The organism is Devosia sp. (assembly GCF_040509215.1).
GTDB lineage: Bacteria > Pseudomonadota > Alphaproteobacteria > Rhizobiales > Devosiaceae > Devosia.
In genome coordinates, this window is record NZ_JBEVLL010000346.1 from 1 (window position 1) to 17,990 (window position 17,990).

The window sequence follows — 17,990 nt, forward strand, 5'->3', positions numbered from 1 at the left end:
AGTCGCCCATGGCGTGGGCCCGCTCGATCGCCAACTCTTCCTTGGTCTTTTGTGGCGCGTTCTTGTCCTTCTTCGCGCCCCGCAGCAGCAGGATCAGCGGAATGGACGCCAGGCTCAGCAGCAGCATCAGCCAGAAGTCGTCGAGATAGGCGAGCATTGCCGATTGCTTCTGCACGAGGCCATTGATGACGGCGATGATCTGCGCATTGCCCGCGATCAGCCCCGGCATCTGCGTCTGCACCGCCATGGAGTCGACCGTCAGCCGCTCGGCCAGTTCGGCATGGTTCACCTGCATCATATTGGTCAGCACCACGCTCACGAGCGAAATGCCGATCCCCTGCCCCATATTGCGCACCAGCGCGAACATGGCCGTGGCGTCGGCGCGCATGCTGGGCGCAATGGTGGCAAAGGCCATGGTCGAGAGCGGCACAAACAGGAAGCCCATGCCAAAGCCCTGCATCGCCCCGGTGATGATCACGGGCCAATAGTCCATGTCCGGACTGAAGCTGGTCATCTGCCAGAGCGAATAGCTCATCAGCACGGCACCAATCAGCATCATGATGCGCGGATCGACCTTGCCGCTGGTTCGCCCCACGATCATCATCGAGACCAGCGTTGCCGCACCGCGCGGCGCCATCAAGAGGCCGGTGAAAATCACCGAATAGCCCATCAGGTTCTGCAGCATGGGCGGCAACAGCGCCAGGCCCGAGAAGAGCGTGATACCCATCACGCCCATCAGCACCGAGGCGAGCGAAAAGTTGAAATCCTTGAACATCTTCAGGTCAACAAACGGCTGCTTGGCGGTCAGCGAGTGGACAAGGAACACCCAGAGCCCGGCAATGACGATCCCCAGTTCGATCCAGGTTTCGGGCGAATGGAACCAGTCGTTTTCCGCGCCCCGATCAAGCAGCAATTGCAGCGCGCCAACGCCCAAAGCCAGCATGCCGAAGCCGAAGAAATCGAAGCGCCGGTTCTTGATCTCCGTCTGGGGCATGAAGAGCACCAGCATGGCGACGCAAACCGCGCCCACCGGCACGTTGACCAAAAACACCCAGCGCCAGTCGAAAGTCTCGGTCAGCCAGCCACCCAATGACGGCCCGATGATGGGCGCCACCATGATGCCCATGCCATAGATGGCCATGGCCTGGCCGATGCGTTCCTTGGGATTGATATTGAGCAGCACCGTCTGCGCCAGCGGCGCGATCATGGCGCCGCAAATGCCCTGCAGCACGCGGAAGACCACCATTTCGGGCAGGCTCGACGCGATACCACACAGCGCCGAGGCCACGGTAAAGCCAATCACTGCACCGAGAAACAGCCGCCGCTGCCCCAACCGGTCACTCATCCAGCCCGTCAGCGGCGTCGCGATAGCCGCCGCCACGATATAGGAGGTCAGCACCCAGGTGATTTCGTTCTGCGACGCGCCCAGAGACGACGACATATGCGGCAGCGCCACATTGGCGATCGTGGTGTCGAGCACCTGCATGATGGTGCCGAGCATCAGCGCGAGGGTGAGCATGCCCTTGTTCTTGACGACAAGAGCGGGCTGGGAAAGCGTTTCGGCCATGCTGGCCTCCTGATGAAAGAAGTGGACGGGCTCGTAAGCCCGTCACATCAGAGCGGCTTGGCGGAGCCAGTCATGCGCTCAAGCGTGTTGGCCCCGGTATCGACGCTGACCAGCGCGCTCATGCCCGAGCGCAGCAGTTCGGCCGGCACGTCATCGCCGAAGTCCACACGAACGGGCACGCGCTGGGTCACCTTCACCCAGTTGCCGGTGGCGTTCTGGGCCGGGATCAACGAAAATTCCGAACCAGTCGCCGCGCCGATGCTGGTCACGGTCCCTTCGATGGGCTTGCCGGGAATGGCGTCCACCATCACTTCGGCATGCATGCCGACATAAATGCCGGAAAGCTGCGTTTCCTTGAAATTGGCCTCGACCCAGCTCGAACGGGTTTCAACCAGGCTCGCAATGGTCGTGCCGGCAGCAACGAACTGCCCAACATTGAGGCTCGCAATCTGGCTGACGACGCCATCGGTCACAGCCACAACCTTGGTCTTGCCGAGATTGCGCTCAGCGAGGCTCACCTGCGCCAGTGCCGTCTTTACGGCCGGATGGTCGTCGGTCGCGATATCAGCCTTGCCGCCGAGAGCGGCCGCTGCATTGTTCACCTGCTGCTGCGCCGTCGAAACGGCGTTTTCGGCCTGCTGCAATGAGAGCTTGGGGGTGTCCAGCGTCGCCGTCGAGGCAATGCCCTGCTTGACCATGCTGTCCTGCCGGTCAAAGGTCGACTGCTGGATCGCCAGCACGTCCTGGGCCGCCTTCAGCGCCTTTTCGGCCGTGGCATAGGCCACCTTGAGCTGCTCGACATTGACCCGCGCCGTACCGAGGGCCGCATTGGCCTGTTCGAGCGCGATTTCATAGGGCTCGGCATCGATCGTGAAGATCGGATCGCCGGCATGAACGGCCATGTTCTCGCTTACATCGACCGCGGTGATGCGGCCGGCCACGTCAGCCGAGATGGCCACCTTGGCCTGCTGCACATAGGCGTTATCGGTCTCTTCGAACCGGCCACCGGTCAGATAGAAATAGCCACCAGCGGCGACGAGCAATACCGGCACGCTCACCATCAGCAAGAGGCGGCCGGGACGGCGCTTCTTCTTTGCCGGTTCAGCAGCGGTCACAATGGCATCAGCCGGTGCAGGGGTCGCCTCGCCGGGCTTGGGTTCAGGCGCATGGGCGTTCATCAGACTTCGTCCTTCGTTTCGGCGTCGCCGCCGGCAAGATTGTCTCGAATTTGTGCCAGGCCCTCGATCAGGGCCTCTGTCGCCGCCGGCTCCATGCCGGCGATCGCGGTTTTGTAAAGTTCGACGCCAAGGCTCTCGACCATGCGATAGAGCGCCAGCCCCTCGGCCGTCAGCGTCACGATCTTGGCCCGTCCGTCCTGCGGATCGGGCGCCCGGCGCACCAGCTTGCGATCCGAAAGCCGCTTCAGAATCGCGCTCAGCGTCATCGGATCGGTATCGATCGCTGATGCCAGCGCCACCTGCGACATGCCGTCTTCGCGCCCGAGCTTGGTGATGATCCGCCACTGCGGCAGCGTCAGGTCATGGCCGCGCGTCTGCTCCTCGAGCTGGCGGCGAAAAGCCCGTCCAACTTCGTGGATCAGATAGAAGATCGGCGCTGTCTCCATGCTTTTCATCGGGAGGACCCAAATTTAATAAGCGCGCATATAATATGCCCACTTACTAAATGAAAGCGCCTCTCTGACGAATCTGTCATGCGCGCCGCGCAGCCCTGCCCGAAGCGTGACCGGGCCAAACGGCACCGTCATCATCGCCACAAAAAAATCCCTTATCCCCCAAACAAATGCGTGGCTTGCGGTGGAGGCGATCATGCGTTGGGGATTTCTGGGTGGCCTATTGGGCGTCGCGGCCGTCGTTCTGGCCGGCGGTACGATCTACGCTTGGGGCGCCGGCTGGTTCTGGCCCTGCGAAAATCTGGGCCTGCCCTTTTCCGGTAGCGCCTGCACAAAGATCACCAGTTTCGACAATCGCAATGTCGGCACCTTCACCACCCTGGCCAATGGCAACCTGCTGGTCGCAACCCTTTCCAAAGGTACCGAGCGGACCGATCCCATCGCCCTTGTGGAAGTCGACTCCACGACCGGCGCGATCATCGCCGAAACACCCCTGCCCGGCATTTCACTCGAAGCGCGCCCCGCGGGAATTGCCGTCAGCCGCGAAGAAAAGCTGGTTGCTCTCTCGCTCTACGATGAGCGAACCAAGGTCATCACCCGCGAGGGCACCGAAGTCCTGAGCATCGATCGCTGGCTTCCCGCCTTTATGGCCTTTGACAACAAAGGCTGGCTCCTCACCGACATGGGCCGCCATTTCGACGCCCCACCCGATCCCGACGGGGCCGAAGCCTGGGACATCAACAATCCCGCCAGCACGCCCGTAGCGGCCAGCATCGCCGATTGGTCAGCGCTTTTCCGCCACGGCGTTGGCGCAGCCCTCAGCCCCGACGGCGACTATTTCGCGCAAAAGCTCGACCAGCCGCATAACAGTCCGGTCACCGGCATCCGCATCGGTTACATCGGCGATGAGCGCGACGGCGGCATGTTCCTCGGCGTCAACCTGCGCGCCGATTGCTCCTACGCCACGAGCGAAATTTCCTTCAGTCCCTTCGGCCCGCAAGTCGCTGCCGAATTCTCCTGCCCCGAGCGCTGGGGGCAGACCAGCACCGCCCTCGCTGTCTGGGACTATGAGGAGAACAGACAACTGCTGGTCCTGCCCGGCATCGACTATTTTGACACCCTCCACTGGGAGAGCGCCGACACAATCCTCGTCGACCGCTACAACTTTGGGCCGGAAACGACGGATATTTTGCGCGTAAAGGTGCCCGGCGTGGAGTGAGCCCTCACCCGTCTCGCCGAGACGGAGAGGAATAAGAGGCGATCACCGGCCCATTCTTCTCCCCCTCGGGGAGAAGGTGGCCCAAAGGGCCGGATGAGGGGGAGCTATCCCTACGCCCTGCCCTTCAACCTCTTCCAAGAGTGGCTTTTCAGCCCTGCTGCAGCGCCTCAAGGAAGCGCATCGGCTGCCCCTTGCTCGGCGCCGTCAGCTCGCCCTGCCACATCACCTTGTGCCCGCGCACGATCGTGCCCACCGGCCAGCCCGTAACCTCAACGCCGTCATAAGGCGTCCAGCCGGCCCGGCTCTTGATCCACTCATTGGTGATCGTCTCGCGCCGCTTCATGTCGACAATGGTGAGGTCGGCATCATAGCCCACCGCTATGCGCCCCTTGCCGGCAATACCAAACAGCCGGTTCGGCCCATGGCTCGTCATATCGACAAACCGCTGCAGGCTCAGCTTTCCGGCATTCACATGGTCGAGCATCGTCGGCACCAGCGTCTGCACCCCAGTCATGCCCGAATGGCTCGCAGGATATGCATGGTCCTTTTCCTCGCGCGTATGCGGCGCATGGTCGGAGCCCAGAATATCGGCGACGCCATTCTCGACGCCCTTCCAGATGCCCTCGCGATGGATCTTGTCGCGCACCGGCGGGTTCATCTGCGCATAGGTGCCGAGCCGCGTGTAAGCCGTCTCATCCAGCGTCAGATGGTGCGGCGTCACTTCCACCGAAGCCACATCCTTGTGGTCGGCGAGATAAACGATCTCTTCCTTGGTCGAAATATGCAGCACATGGATGCGCTTGCCGGTCTTGCGCGCCAGGTTCACGAGACGCGTCGTGCAGCTCATCGCCACCTCGGGCGAGCGCCAGACGGGATGGCTCGACGGATCGCCCGGCACGCGCAGATGCTTGCGCTCTTCGAGCATGTATTCGTCTTCCGAGTGGAACGCGGCGCGACGCGAAATAGCGCGCAGAATCGCCTCCACGCCAGCATCGTCCTGAACCAGCAGCGAGCCGGTGGACGAGCCCATGAACACCTTTACGCCCGCACAGCCCGGCAGCTTTTCGAGCACGGCCAATTCGCCGACATTCTCGTGCGTTCCGCCGATATAGAAGGCAAAATCGCAATGCATGCGGTTGGTGCCCGCCGCGATCTTGGCTTCAAAGGTTTCGCGGCTGGTCGTCAGCGGATTGGTGTTCGGCATTTCGAAGACGCCGGTCACCCCGCCCATGACCGCACCAAGCGAACCCGATTCCAGATCTTCCTTATGCGTCAGGCCCGGCTCGCGAAAATGCACCTGCGTATCGATGACGCCGGGCAAGATATGCAGCCCCTTGCAATCGACCACCTCAGCCGCGTCGCCCGTGATCGTGCCCAGCGCAACGATCTTGCCGCCCTTCACCGCAATATCGGCCAGCCCCTCGCCATCATGGTTGACCACGGTCGCGTTCTTGAAAATCGTGTCATACTGCGCCATGTCTGCGGTCTCCGCTGGTTCCGGTTCAGGGCTGGTTTAGCGGAGGAAAACTCCGTGAGGCAAGGCATCATGACCATTCATCTGCGCAGCGACCGCGTCATCTTCCGTTTCTCCGGCCCCGATGCGCATCGCCTCATCAATGATGTGGTCACCGGCGTCATGCCCGCCTCCGCCGAAGAACCCGCCAGCCTCTGGGCCCTGCTCTCGCCCCAGGGCAAGATTCTCGCCGAAGGCCTCGCCGGCTGGTCCGAAGACGCTCTCTGGCTCGACGTGCACCAATCCGTCGCCGACGACTTCTTCAAGCGCATGCGCATGTATCGCCTCCGCGCCAAGGTCGACATCGACGATCTCCGCGAAACCCATCGCATGGGTTTTGCCACCGAACCCTCCCACCTCGCCCACAAGGACCGTCGCGGCCCCGTCGCCCTCGGTTTCCGCATTATCGCTCCTGTCGAAGCCACGACCGACTGGTCAACCGACGAGACGGCTTACCACACGGCCCGCATCGCGAACGGCGTCCTGCACCAGGGCAATGACTTCCCTGCCAATGACACCTTTGCCCATGACATCGGCATGGACATCCTCGACGGTATCGACTTCGTCAAAGGCTGCTATGTCGGCCAGGAAGTCGTCAGCCGCATGAAGCACCGCGGCACCGCCCGCCGCCGCCCCGTCGTGGTCTCCGGCATCACCGCCCCCGCTGGCACCTCCGTCATCGCCGGCGGCCGCGAAGCCGGCACGGTGGGCCAGGTCGTCGATGGCAAAGCCGTCGCCATCCTTCGCCTCGACCGCATCACCGACGTCACAGCCGCCACCATCGACGGCACCCCGGTCACCCTAACCCTCCCCGCCTGGGCCACCTACCAGTTCGGCGAAGCCGTCACCGAAGACGCCGAATAATTTCGTCCTCTTTCCGCAACTTCCCATCACACCCTCGGTGTCATCCCCGCGAAAGCGGGGATCTCTCTTTCAAGTCCCCACCCTTTCACCATTCCTTCTCGAATCGGACGCATCTGTTAGTGTCACCGCCAACAGTCCGCTAACGAATTCGACCCCTATGGCCCGCACAAGCTCACGTGCCTGGCAGCGTATGCTGTCGGGTCGCCGCCTCGATATTCTTGACCCCTCGCCGGTCGATGTGGAGCTTTCCGACATCGCCCATGGCCTCGCCCGCGTTGCGCGCTGGAATGGCCAAACCATTGGCGATTATCCGTTTTCCGTCGCGCAGCACTCCGTCCTCGTGCTCGAGCTCTTCCGCGCCTCTAACCCCGAGGCCGCCCCGGCGCATCTGCTCCAGACGCTCCTCCACGACGCGCCCGAATATGTCATGGGCGACATCATTTCCCCCTTCAAAACGGCGATGGGCGGAAACTACAAGGACGTTGAAAACCGTCTGCTTTCAGCGATCTATCTGCGCTTTTCCCTGCCCGCGACCCAATCTGTCCCCCTCAAGAAACAGATGAAAAAAGCGGACCAGGAAGCCGCCTATTTCGAGGCCACCACCCTGGCCGGTTTCGAGCCTGCCGAAGCAACGAAATTCTTCGGCGAGCCGGGCGTTGCGGCCTTCGAGATCGAGTATTTCGACCGGCTGATCCAGCCCTGGCCGACGCGTGAAGCGCACGATCGTTTCATTGCCAGTTTCGAAGCCATCGCCGAACTTATCCCCGCCCCCTGAACCCGTGGCACAATTAACCAAGGCTTAAGGAAAGGGTCGCTTCGCCGCGTCTTCATGGTTACTGATCCGTTAATAGTGTGCGCTCGCACTGGATCAGAATGGGACGCCTGCCATGAACCTGCCGACCCTGCCTACGCTTTTGAGCCTGATCACGGCCGCTCTCGTGCTGTCCCTCGCCTCCGTCCGTGCCGACGGCTTCGATCCGAGCAAGCTGCTCATCCTCGACGAGGACAATGGCGTTCGCTACGAGGACTGGGTCTCCACCGATCCGCTCGATACGCAGGTGATCAAGAAAATCGAAGCCGGGCGGGTGAGCTATGTCACCATCAAGCGCACCGCCACCGGCGTCTATTCGAGCGATGGTATCGAGTCGCCCCACGTGCAGTATCCGGGCGTCATCGAGCCCGATAACCCACGGGACCGCTTCAGCTTTTCAAGCTGGAACAATGGCCAGTGGACCCGCCTCAAGACCTATAGCGGCAATTCCTACGTCTCGATCTCGACCTACAAGACGCATCGCGGCGAGACGCGGACATCCACCTGCATCTCGACCGCCAGCTTCCGCTACTGCTAGCCGAACAACCAACCGCGCTTGAACTTGTAGAAGACGTGCAGACCGATCTGGGTCACCTTCTCCATGCGCGGGGCCCAGGTGGGGCGCACATAGGTAGCGTGATAGTGCGTCGCGCTGCCCACTTCGGTCAGATAGAGCTCGCCATCGAGATAGCGCTCGGCAATATCCTCGGCCTGAACCCACGGCTCACGCTCGCTGATCACCTCGGGAATGCCGTCGCAGGCAAACGAGAACTGGCAGGCATTGCGCTTGTTCTGGTTCTGGAACACCACGCCGCAAATGGTGTCGGGATAGCGATGATCCTTGACCCGGTTCATCACCACCTGCGCCACGGCCACCTGGCCACGATAGGCCTCGCCGCGGGCTTCAAAGTAGATCGCCGTCGCCAGGCACCACTTCTCGCGATCGGAAACCTCAACCGGTGCCGTCGTCGAGTAAGCCCCGGTTACCGGGGCATTGGCGCGGGCGTAGGCGAGCTGTTCCGAGGCCATGGCAGGGATAGGATCGGTCGGCGTCAGGGAAGCGGTCTGCGGGGCAATCCCGGCAATAGCATCAAGCGCGGCGGCAGTCGCCGGATCGATTGACGCCACCGACATGCGCGGCCCGGTTTCCTCGGGTGCGTCGTCGAGTTCGGCAATGCGCGACTGGCCAAGCACGTTCGGATCGCCTGCGGGATCGCGCAACGAGGCGATACGGACACGGGCTTCTTCGAAATTCTGGGTAAAGGCAGCAATGTCGATCGCCGGCTTGTAGCGATCGGTCTTTTCAGACCGATTGGGGCCGGTGAAGCTGATTGAATCGAACAGATGATCGACAGACCCGGTAATCACCGGATCGGCGCCGGAATAGCTCAGGCTCGCAAGAGCAAGGTTGGGCTTGGAAGTTTCGGTCTGTGGCAGATCGCCAGACGGGCCAAAGGCGCCGCCTGCAAGGCCTGCATAAGCAAGGGACGCGACAACGCCCAACGCCATCGTCCTGGCGACGGGCAATCCCCGGCGAACCGCTCTAGCCGCGTGCTGACGCACGACCGGCCGGTGTGGATGGGCCATAAACTCTACTCAACGCTACGCAACACGAACAAGACCGGCAAAAGTGACGCTAAAATGCCGACGATCGTGATGATCTCTGATTAAGGTTAGCGCCGAGTAAATAGGCAAACAGGCACGCAAAGGGTCAAAGCGCGGCAAGCAGGCGGCAGAAATGTGATTGGCGGATTTGTCGCAGTACCTAAGAACAGGCGGCTCTTACCGGCTCGATCTGCTCAAGCACACCGGCAAGATTGAAGCGCACGGACAAAGACCGGGAATTGACCGGCGTCACCCGCGTCGTCAGGTTCTGCGCGCCGGCCAGCGTATCGAGAAAAGCCAGCGTATCGGCCGTATTGTCGATCACCAGCGCCGTGTTGTTGGAGTTGACCAGCAAGGTCCGGCTACGCGGCGATTGCAGATCGACCTGTAGCGTAATCCCGGCATCGCGCCCCAGCGCCGACATGGTGTTTCCGGCGTAAGCGAACGATGCGCTCAACCTGCCCGCCTCGCAGGCGATGGTCATGGTCGCCGGCATGCGTCCGCTCGGGCGGGCGGGGATAAGCTGTTCGGATTCAAAGCTGACACTGAGCGCTTCGGCAGCGGCACCGCCGTCGCGAAACACCGCGTCATAGCAGGCGAGACGATCGCTATCGCCGCCGATGGCAGCGCATTGCGCTCCGGACTGGGCAAAGGCTGGGGCCACCAGCATGGCGCCAAGCGTTGTCAGCGCCGCGAAACCCCTGATCCCAATCACCAGCATTATCCCCCCATTTGTTTCGCTAGTCTTTTGTCACGTTCTTATATCGTGACCAATGCCCGCGATTGAAATGGCTTCATGGAAAAGTGTGGCGCGTCAGGTTGCCGCTTGCGCGAGGGTCAATCGCGCCACCGGCACGCGATAGGGCGCGCAACTGACATAGTCTACCCCAAGCCCCGAGAAGAACTTCAGCGAGACGGGATCACCGGCATGCTCGCCGCAGATACCGATCTTCAACCGAGGATTGGCCGCCCGGCCCCGCTGGATGGCAATGGAGATCATCTCACCAACACCCTTTTCGTCAATGGTGACGAAGGGGTCGCGCTCATAAATGCCCTTGCGCTGATAGACCGTCAGGAAGGTCGGCGCGTCGTCGCGCGAAATGCCAAAAGTGGTCTGCGTCAGATCGTTGGTGCCGAACGAGATAAAGTCGACCATGCCCGCAATATCCCCCGCCCTTAGGCAGGCGCGCGGCAGCTCGATCATCGTCCCGAACGAGAATTTCACCTTTTCCGATTTCAACAGGCCCGAATTGGCGACGATGGCCATGGTGCGCTCGCGCACCCAGGCAACCTCGCTGGCGGTCGAAACGAAGGGCACCATCACTTCCACCGGGATCGGCTTGTTCAGCCGCTCGCTGGCCTCCCGCGCCCCGGCGATGACGGCTTGCATCTGCATCTGCAGAATTTCGGGATAGGTGATGGCCAAGCGAACCCCGCGATGCCCAAGCATCGGGTTCACCTCGGCAATGCGTTCGAGCCGCAATCTCAGAGCGCGGACAGCGACCCCAAGCGAAGCCGCCGTTTCCTCGATCTCTTCATCGTTACGCGGCAAAAATTCGTGCAGCGGAGGGTCGAAGAGACGCACCGTCACCGGCAGCCCGCCCATCACCGAGAACAGCGCCGAATAGTCTCCGGTCTGGAAATCGACGAGGCCGTTTACGGCAAGGCTGCGAGCCTCCTCGTCTTCGGAGAGGATCATGCGCCGCAACGCCACCAAACGTTCGGGCGAGAAGAACATGTGTTCGGACCGCGCCAGACCAATGCCTTCCGCGCCAAAGCTCAGCGCTGTCGCGGCCGACTCCACCGTTTCCACATTGGTGCGCACGGCAATCGAGCGGCTGGCATCCGACCAGCCGAGCAGGGTTCCGATATTGCCGCCAATATGCGGCTGGGCCAACGGCAGCGTGCCGAGATAGACCGAGCCATCGCTGCCATCGATGGTGAGCCGATCGCCCGGCCGCAACTCGCGCGACCCAATACGGCAGATCATTTCATTGGTATCGACCGACAGCGTCCGCACGCCCGCAACGCACGGCTTTCCCGTGATACGCGCAATCACACCCGCATGGCTGGTCATGCCGCCGCGCGCCGTGAGAATCCCCGTCGCCGCCTTCATGCCCTCGATGTCTGCCGGTCCGGTCTCGTTGACCACGAGAATGCAATGCTTGCCCCGCGCCCGCAGCCGCGCCGCATCTTCGGCGGAGAACGTGATAATGCCGCTCGCTGCACCCGGCGAAACGCCAAGCCCGGTGGCGATCGGGGTGACGTCCTCTGTCGACTTGATGCGCGGATGCAGCAATTGCGGCAGGCGATTGGGATCGACGCGGCTAACGGCATTGTGCGGCGACCAAATCTTGTTCTGCACGCGATCGACGGCCGCCTCGAGCTCGGCCGCCGCCGAAGCCTGCACCGGTCGCGCCGAGAGAAACTGCACCTTGCCCTTCTGAATGACGACAAGGCAGGCCATGTGCCGCCCGGCCTTGGCATCGAGCAGCGAAATCAACGATCCGATGGATTCCGGCAGGCGCGGCAACGGCGCACCATTCAGTGGCGCTGGCCCCAGCGCGCCGGTCGCGGCATTGCGGGTCAGAAACTGTTCCAGCTCGCCCTGAGCCGTCGACTGGATGAGCACGATCTGACGAGCGCGATCATCTTCGCCCCGGAAATTGGCCCAGCCGCCCTGCGAAAAGCCGTAGCTTTCAAAGGCCTGCTTGATGGCCTTGGCCAGCGGCCGGGTCGGATCGACCGAATCCTCGGGCGCTGTCGGGGCCGCAATGCCGATGCGGGCCGGCTGCAGCCCGCTATTGTGGCTGGCCGCCGAGGTGCGCACCACCAGCATGGGCGCCTTGCCGTCCTTGGTCACGAGCTTGAAAAGGCACGCAATCCAGTGCGTGCGCAGCCGCGTATCGAGCCGCGTGCGCTCGGCCTGCAGGGCTTCCCATGCTGCCCGGGTGATCGCAATGGTCGGAATGGTCGGAAAACCCGCCTCGCCCACACGGAAAATCCAGCGGGCCTTGCCGGCCAGCAGCTTCAATTGGGCGGCGGTGAGGTTTGCCTTCCCCTCGGCAGGGGCAATCGCAAACATTTCCTGCGCAAGACTCACCGTAAAACCGTCCCTGACATCATCGTGACCTCATACTGCCTCAGGCTCCGGTGCGGCTGCAACAGCACTTGACTTGGACCGAAGCGGAAAGCATCTGATCTCTCATGGAAAAACGGCCACATCTCGATATTCTGTTATGCGCGCCGCGCGGATTCTGCGCGGGCGTCGATCGCGCCATCCAGATTGTGGAGCTGGCGCTGCAGAAATACGGCGCTCCGGTCTATGTGCGCCATGCCATCGTGCATAATAAATACGTGGTGGAAGGGCTTAAGGCCAAGGGCGCGGTCTTCGTCGAGGAGCTCGACGAGATCCCCGAGACCGAGGCTCCCGTCGTCTTTTCGGCCCATGGCGTGCCCAAAAGCGTGCCGGCCGATGCCAAATCGCGCAATATGTTCTTCCTCGACGCCACCTGCCCGCTGGTCAGCAAGGTGCATGTGGAGGCCTCGCGTCACTTCGAGGAAGGCCACGAAATCGTTCTTATTGGTCATGCCGGTCACCCCGAAGTGATCGGCACGATGGGCCAATTGCCCCAAGGCGCCGTCACCCTCATCGAAACCGTCGCCGACGCCAATGTCTTCACCCCGAAGAATCCGGACACCCTGGCCTTCGTAACGCAGACGACGCTCAGCGTCGATGACACGCGCGAAATCGTCGCGGCATTGCGTGCACGCTTCCCGTCGATCAACGGACCGCACAAGGAAGACATCTGCTACGCCACCACCAATCGGCAGGAATCGATCAAGGCCGTAGCGCCGCTGGTCGATGCAATGATCGTCGTCGGTTCGCCGCATTCGTCCAATTCGCAGCGCCTCGTCGAAGTAGCCCTGCGCAGCGGCTGCAAGATCGCGACCCTCGTCGATCGCGCCAGTGAGATCGACTGGTCGCTCTATGGCGACATCAAATCCCTCGGCGTCAGCGCCGGTGCCTCGGCGCCTGAAAGCCTCGTCGAAGAGGTGATCGACGCCTTTGCCGCGCGTTATGACGTTGCGGTCGAGACCAAGACCACGGCGGAAGAGAACATCGCTTTCAACATCCCGAAGGTATTGCGCAATCTCGAAGTGGCCTCGGGAAAATGATCCCGCTGCATGCGCTGGAGACTGAGCGGCTGCGGCTCGTGCCTTGGCGCGACGAACTCGTCGACGCGCTCTGGGCCATGCACGCCAATCCGCTCGTCGCCCGCTATCTCGACGCACAGGGCCGCGTCTATGATCGCGCCAAGGCCGTCGAGCGGATCGCCGGCTGGCGCCTCGAATATGCCGAGCATGGCATGGGCAAATTCGCAATCGAGCGGAAGAGCGACAGCGCCTTTATCGGCCGCGCAGGTTTCTCGCCCTTCGAAGGCGAGCCGGAAATCGGCTATTCGCTGGCCCATGAGCACTGGGGCCAGGGCTATGCCAGCGAGATCGCCATCGGCCTCCGCGACTGGTTCTTCGCCAATCGGCCGGACGACAAATTCATCGGCTTTGCCCATATGGACAACGCCGCCTCGCGGCGCGTGCTTCAAAAGATCGGCATGACCGAGACACATCAAGGTGTGGTGGCCGACATGCCGCATCAATTCTACATTCTGCGCCGGGAGCAGTTGGCATGAGCACCACCGTCATCATCCATACCGACGGCGCCTGTTCGGGCAATCCCGGCCCCGGCGGCTGGGGCGCCATCCTGCAGTTCGGCCAGCACCGCAAGGAACTCAAGGGCGGCGAAGCCCTGACGACGAACAACAAGATGGAGCTGACCGCCGCCATCGAGGGCCTCAACGCCCTATCGAGGCCTTGCACGGTCGAAATCCACACCGACAGCCAATACGTGAAAAACGGCGTCCAGAGCTGGATTCACGGCTGGAAGAAAAATGGCTGGCGAACCGCCGACAAGAAGCCGGTCAAGAATGTCGAACTCTGGCAGGCGCTAGATGAAGCCACCAAGCGCCACGAGATTTCCTGGCACTGGGTCAAGGGCCACGCTGGCGACGAGCTTAACGAGCGTGCCGACGAACTCGCCCGAGAAGGCATGGCGCCCTTCAAGCAGAAGAAGGCACCCGAGAGCTTCGCGCCGCCGTTCTGAAGGCTCTTTATTTTCACCTCTCCCCCAAGGGAGAGGTGGAGAAGCCTAAGCCCGCTTCGGCAGCACGCCCTTGATGGCCTTCCAGGCTGGCGCAATGACGTAGCCGGCCACCGGGATCAGCAACGCGCCGAGGATCAGGCCAAAGAAGAAATCGACAAACGCGGTGGCAAACCAGCCGGCAAATCCGGCAATGGCGGGGAATGTGTGTTCCGCCCAGTGCGCTGCCGTCTCGATGACCACTTCGGGTCCGTTGAGCCCGAACTCGTAAAGCCCATGCGCCACGATCGACCCACCGACCCAGGTCATCGCCGCGGTACCGATAACGCTCAGCACCTGCATGAAATAGGGCATGCCGACCACGAGCCCGCGGCCAAAGCCCCGTCCAACCGGCGTGCGGCCATTGCGGGCCATGAACACACCAAAATCGTCGCCTTTGACGATTAACGCCACCGCACCATAGACAACCACTGTAATGCCGATACCCGCCACCGCCAGGATCGCTGCGCGGGTCCAGAAATCCTGCACCTCGATGGCCGCGAGAATGATGGTCATGATCTCGGCCGAGAGGATAAAATCGGTCTTGATGGCGCCGCCGACCTTCTGATCCTCCAGCGTCTGAGGATCGATGGCCATGGGTTCAAGCCCGGCCTCATGATGCTCGGCCTCGTGCGGGGCGAGCATATGGAAGACCTTCTCGGCCCCCTCATAGCAAAGATAGGCGCCGCCGATCATCAGCAGCGGCGTGATCAGCCAGGGCGCAAAAAAGCTCAGCAGCAGCGCCGCCGGCAACAGGAACAGCAGTTTGTTCTTGATCGAGCCCCAGGCGATCTTGCCCACAATCGGCAATTCGCGGTCGGCGGTAAAACCCTGAACATAGTTCGGGGTCACCGCCGCATCGTCAATCACAGCACCCGCCGCCTTGACGCCGGCCTTGGCCGCCTGCCCGGCCACGTCATCCAGCGAGGCGGCCGCAACCTTCACAAGGCCGGCCACATCATCAAGCAAAGCAAGAAGGCCGACGCTCATATTTTGCCCTGTTCCGCCGATTCATCGCATCGACCAATTTGCATATTCATCATGGGTATAGACGGCCATCCGGTCTTCAGGAAGCACAAGTATGATCGACCCGAACGAGCTGTTGACCGCATAGTAATTCCCCGGCTCCTGGATACCGTAGAACGCGGCTTCGATTACGGTCCTGTTCCCCACACAGGCCAGTCCTGCCCATGAACCTTGGCTCGTCCATCCCGTCGGAGCAGGCGTGGCGCGCCATAGATCATAGTCTGCGGGAAGAGGTATGGTTTCGACAAAGCTGAGACCTTCGGCCGCCATCTTGGCTAAAACCTCGTCGGCAATCTCAAATCCGCCGCCGCCACACCAAGCCAGTGGGTTGGCATCGAAATCCGCGCCGACCATTTGGCCGAGTTGCAGCTCCTTCGGCATCTCCCAGCGGTAGGAATCACGCTGGCAGCCTCGAAAGCTCACCAGCCCCCAGCCGATCACGGCGGCGAGAAGCAGCCATCGGATCCAATTCCAATGTTGCTTCCAGACCGCGAGGAGCACTTCCTAGCCGGCGACTTTGCCGAAGTCGGCCACGAGACGCATGGTGTCGCGCAGCCGCGCCAAAAGGTTCAGGCGATTGGTGCGCACGGCCGGATCGGCGTCGTTGACCAGCACGGCGGTAAAGAACGCATCGACCGGTGCGCGCAGCGTTGCCAGTTCGCCCATGGCGCCCTTGTAGTCATCCCTAGCGACGTGGCTCGCCACGGAAGCGTGAACTGCATCCACCGCAAAGGCCAGTGCCTCTTCCTCGGCCAGCTTCAGGGCCGCCTGATCGACAGCACCAGCATAGGATTTTCCGTCCTTCTTCTCCTCGGCCGCCAGGATATTGGCCGCACGACGATAGCCAGCGAGAAGGTTCTTGCCGTCATCGCTCGAGAGCAGGCTCGAAAGCGCCTCGGCGCGCTGGGTGATCTGCAGGATGTCGTTGCTGTCGGCGGAGATAACCGCGTCGACAAGATCGTGCCGCGCCCCGGCATCGCGCAGCGACACCTTCAGGCGATCATGGAAGAAGGCCAGAAGATCGGCCTCGACCTTGAGCGGGAACTTGAGCCCGTTTTCGGTGATGATGCGAATGACGCCCAGAGCCGCGCGGCGCAGGGCGAAGGGATCGCGGGAGCCCGTGGGCTTTTCGTCGATCGACCAGAAGCTCGACAGCACGTTGAGCTTGTCGGCCAGCGCCACGGCGATCGAGACAGGCTCGGTCGGCACGCGGTCGGAGGGACCGACGGGCTTGTAGTGCATTTCGAGCGCGTTGGCGATTTCAGCGGGCTCGCCCTGCGCGGTCGCATAATAGCGCCCCATCAGGCCCTGCAATTCGGGGAATTCGCCGACCATGCCGGTGACGAGATCGGCCTTGGCGAGCATGGCAGCGCGCTTGGTCTTTTCGACATCGGCGCCAACCAGCGGGGCGATTTCGGCCGCGAGTTTCACAAGCCGTTCGACCATGGCGAACTGCGTGCCGAGCTTGGCGTGGAACACCATGTCTTCAAGCTTGGGCAGGCCATGCTCGAGCGGAATGGCGAGGTCGCCCTGATAGAAGAAGGCCGCGTCGGAGAGGCGCGCACGGATAACGCGCTCATTGCCGGCGACAACCACGGCGCCGCCATCGGACGGGATGGTGTTGGCCGTAATGATGAAATTCGGCGCCAGCTTGCCCGAGGCATCGCGCAGGCAGAAGCATTTCTGGTTGGCGCGGATGGTGGCGATGATGACTTCTTCGGGGAGCGTGAGGAATTCGGGATCGAACGACCCCATCATCACATTGGGCCACTCGACGAGCCCGGCCACTTCTTCAAGCAGACCTTCGTCCTGGATAACGGTCAGGCCCTGCGCGAACGCGAGCTGATCGGCATCGCCGCGGATGATGTCCTTCCGGCGGTCGATATCGAGCACGACCTTGGCGCGCTCGAGCGCGGTCACATAGTCGTCGAACCGCTTTACGCGGATGGCAGCGGGTGCCAGGAAGCGATGGCCGAACGTGGTCTGGCCGGCCTCGATCTGGTTGGACGCGAACGGGATGACGACAGGCTCGTCATTCTCGGTGCCAAAGGTCGCGGTGATGGCGCGCAGCGGACGCACCCAATTGAAATTGCCAGAGCCCCAACGCATCGACTTGGCCCAGGGGAAATCGGTCAAAATCTTCGGCAGGATGCCCGAAAGCAGTTCCACCGCATCGGCGCCTGGCTTGTTGATCACGGCGACATAAAAGTCGCCCTTCTTGGGGTCGCTTTCGACCTTGGCCTCTTCGAGCGAGGTGAGCCCGGCCGAACGCAGGAACCCGTCGACAGCCGGCTGCGGCGCGCCAACCTTGGGGCCCTTCTTTTCTTCGCGCGTATCGGGCGAGCGGACCGGCAGGCCCGAAACCGTCAATGCAAGACGGCGCGGGGTCGCAAAGGCGCGAGCACCCTCATAGACCAAACCCGCATCGACCAGAGCATTGGTCACGGCTTTCTTGAGGTCTTCGGCAGCGCGCCGCTGGAAGCGGGCGGGAATTTCCTCGGAAAAAAGTTCGAGCAGGAGTTCGGGCATGAAAGGCACCAGCAAGACAAAGGCGG

The 17,990-nt window shown here is 62.1% G+C and carries 17 protein-coding genes; 7 read left to right on the top strand and 10 right to left on the bottom strand.

The window, feature by feature from the left end; genetic code table 11:
- From ABW043_RS19685 to ABW043_RS19695, 3 genes are all read right to left on the bottom strand, one after another.
- Positions 1-1,567 (bottom strand): DHA2 family efflux MFS transporter permease subunit (locus ABW043_RS19685; protein ID WP_353922901.1); only part of this gene is annotated, 1,567 nt, incomplete at its 3' end.
- A gap of 47 nt (positions 1,568-1,614) precedes the next feature.
- On the bottom strand, positions 1,615-2,745 hold the full coding sequence (locus tag ABW043_RS19690) for an HlyD family secretion protein (protein WP_353922902.1): 1,131 nt from the start codon (positions 2,743-2,745) through the stop codon (positions 1,615-1,617).
- On the bottom strand, positions 2,745-3,191 hold the full coding sequence (locus ABW043_RS19695; protein WP_353922903.1) for a MarR family winged helix-turn-helix transcriptional regulator: 447 nt from the start codon (positions 3,189-3,191) through the stop codon (positions 2,745-2,747). The genes ABW043_RS19690 and ABW043_RS19695 overlap by 1 nt, the downstream gene beginning before the upstream one ends.
- Before the next feature lie 202 nt (positions 3,192-3,393).
- On the opposite strand from ABW043_RS19695, the gene ABW043_RS19700 reads away from it, so the two are divergent.
- The gene (locus ABW043_RS19700) at positions 3,394-4,416 is read left to right on the top strand and encodes a hypothetical protein (RefSeq protein ID WP_353922904.1); all 1,023 of its coding nucleotides are present in this window, start codon (positions 3,394-3,396) and stop codon (positions 4,414-4,416) included.
- Positions 4,417-4,564: 148 nt separating this feature from the next.
- On the opposite strand, the gene ABW043_RS19705 is transcribed toward ABW043_RS19700, so the two are convergent.
- Positions 4,565-5,893 carry a dihydroorotase gene (locus ABW043_RS19705; RefSeq protein ID WP_353922905.1) on the bottom strand — a complete coding sequence of 443 codons (1,329 nt, stop codon included), beginning with the start codon at positions 5,891-5,893 and terminating at the stop codon, positions 4,565-4,567.
- A 69-nt stretch (positions 5,894-5,962) separates the two neighbouring features.
- On the opposite strand from ABW043_RS19705, the gene ygfZ reads away from it, so the two are divergent.
- The 3 genes from ygfZ (at position 5,963) to ABW043_RS19720 (ending at position 8,142) form a co-directional block, all read left to right on the top strand.
- Positions 5,963-6,793, top strand: coding sequence for a CAF17-like 4Fe-4S cluster assembly/insertion protein YgfZ (ygfZ, locus tag ABW043_RS19710; RefSeq protein ID WP_353922906.1), 831 nt, complete (start codon positions 5,963-5,965; stop codon positions 6,791-6,793).
- 157 nt (positions 6,794-6,950) lie between these two features.
- Positions 6,951-7,568: an HD domain-containing protein gene (locus ABW043_RS19715; RefSeq protein ID WP_353922907.1), complete on the top strand. Its 618-nt coding sequence runs from the start codon at positions 6,951-6,953 to the stop codon at positions 7,566-7,568.
- Between the two features lie 112 nt (positions 7,569-7,680).
- Complete coding sequence (locus ABW043_RS19720) at positions 7,681-8,142, top strand: hypothetical protein (protein ID WP_353922908.1); 462 nt, start codon at positions 7,681-7,683, stop codon at positions 8,140-8,142.
- Here the strand turns inward: ABW043_RS19720 and ABW043_RS19725 are convergent.
- The 3 genes from ABW043_RS19725 to ABW043_RS19735 form a co-directional block, all read right to left on the bottom strand.
- On the bottom strand, positions 8,139-9,107 hold the full coding sequence (locus ABW043_RS19725; RefSeq protein WP_353922909.1) for a cell wall hydrolase: 969 nt from the start codon (positions 9,105-9,107) through the stop codon (positions 8,139-8,141). The genes ABW043_RS19720 and ABW043_RS19725 overlap by 4 nt on opposite strands.
- Before the next feature lie 262 nt (positions 9,108-9,369).
- Positions 9,370-9,930: a hypothetical protein gene (locus tag ABW043_RS19730; RefSeq protein WP_353922910.1), complete on the bottom strand. Its 561-nt coding sequence runs from the start codon at positions 9,928-9,930 to the stop codon at positions 9,370-9,372.
- A 93-nt stretch (positions 9,931-10,023) separates the two neighbouring features.
- A complete protein-coding gene (locus ABW043_RS19735; protein WP_353922911.1) occupies positions 10,024-12,312 on the bottom strand; it encodes a putative PEP-binding protein in 2,289 nt (762 codons plus the stop codon).
- Positions 12,313-12,416: 104 nt separating this feature from the next.
- Here ABW043_RS19735 and ispH point away from each other — a divergent pair, with 104 nt between their 5' ends.
- From ispH to rnhA, 3 genes are read left to right on the top strand one after another with little or no spacing between them, the layout of a single operon-like run.
- On the top strand, positions 12,417-13,388 hold the full coding sequence (gene ispH / locus ABW043_RS19740; RefSeq protein ID WP_353922912.1) for a 4-hydroxy-3-methylbut-2-enyl diphosphate reductase: 972 nt from the start codon (positions 12,417-12,419) through the stop codon (positions 13,386-13,388).
- Positions 13,385-13,903 (top strand): GNAT family N-acetyltransferase, encoded by a 519-nt coding sequence (locus ABW043_RS19745; protein WP_353922913.1) that lies wholly within the window; start codon positions 13,385-13,387, stop codon positions 13,901-13,903. The genes ispH and ABW043_RS19745 overlap by 4 nt, the downstream gene beginning before the upstream one ends.
- Entirely contained in the window at positions 13,900-14,373 is a 474-nt protein-coding gene (gene rnhA, locus ABW043_RS19750; RefSeq protein ID WP_353922914.1) for a ribonuclease HI, read from the top strand. The genes ABW043_RS19745 and rnhA overlap by 4 nt, the downstream gene beginning before the upstream one ends.
- A 45-nt stretch (positions 14,374-14,418) precedes the next feature.
- Here rnhA and ABW043_RS19755 read toward each other — a convergent pair whose 3' ends face one another.
- The 3 genes from ABW043_RS19755 to glyS are packed head-to-tail and all read right to left on the bottom strand — an operon-like array spanning position 14,419 to position 17,964.
- Positions 14,419-15,399: a DUF808 domain-containing protein gene (locus ABW043_RS19755; RefSeq protein ID WP_353922915.1), complete on the bottom strand. Its 981-nt coding sequence runs from the start codon at positions 15,397-15,399 to the stop codon at positions 14,419-14,421.
- 21 nt (positions 15,400-15,420) lie between these two features.
- Entirely contained in the window at positions 15,421-15,936 is a 516-nt protein-coding gene (locus ABW043_RS19760; protein WP_353922916.1) for a hypothetical protein, read from the bottom strand.
- Positions 15,937-15,939: 3 nt separating this feature from the next.
- Entirely contained in the window at positions 15,940-17,964 is a 2,025-nt protein-coding gene (gene glyS, locus ABW043_RS19765) for a glycine--tRNA ligase subunit beta (protein WP_353922917.1), read from the bottom strand.
- Positions 17,965-17,990: the final 26 nt, after the last annotated feature.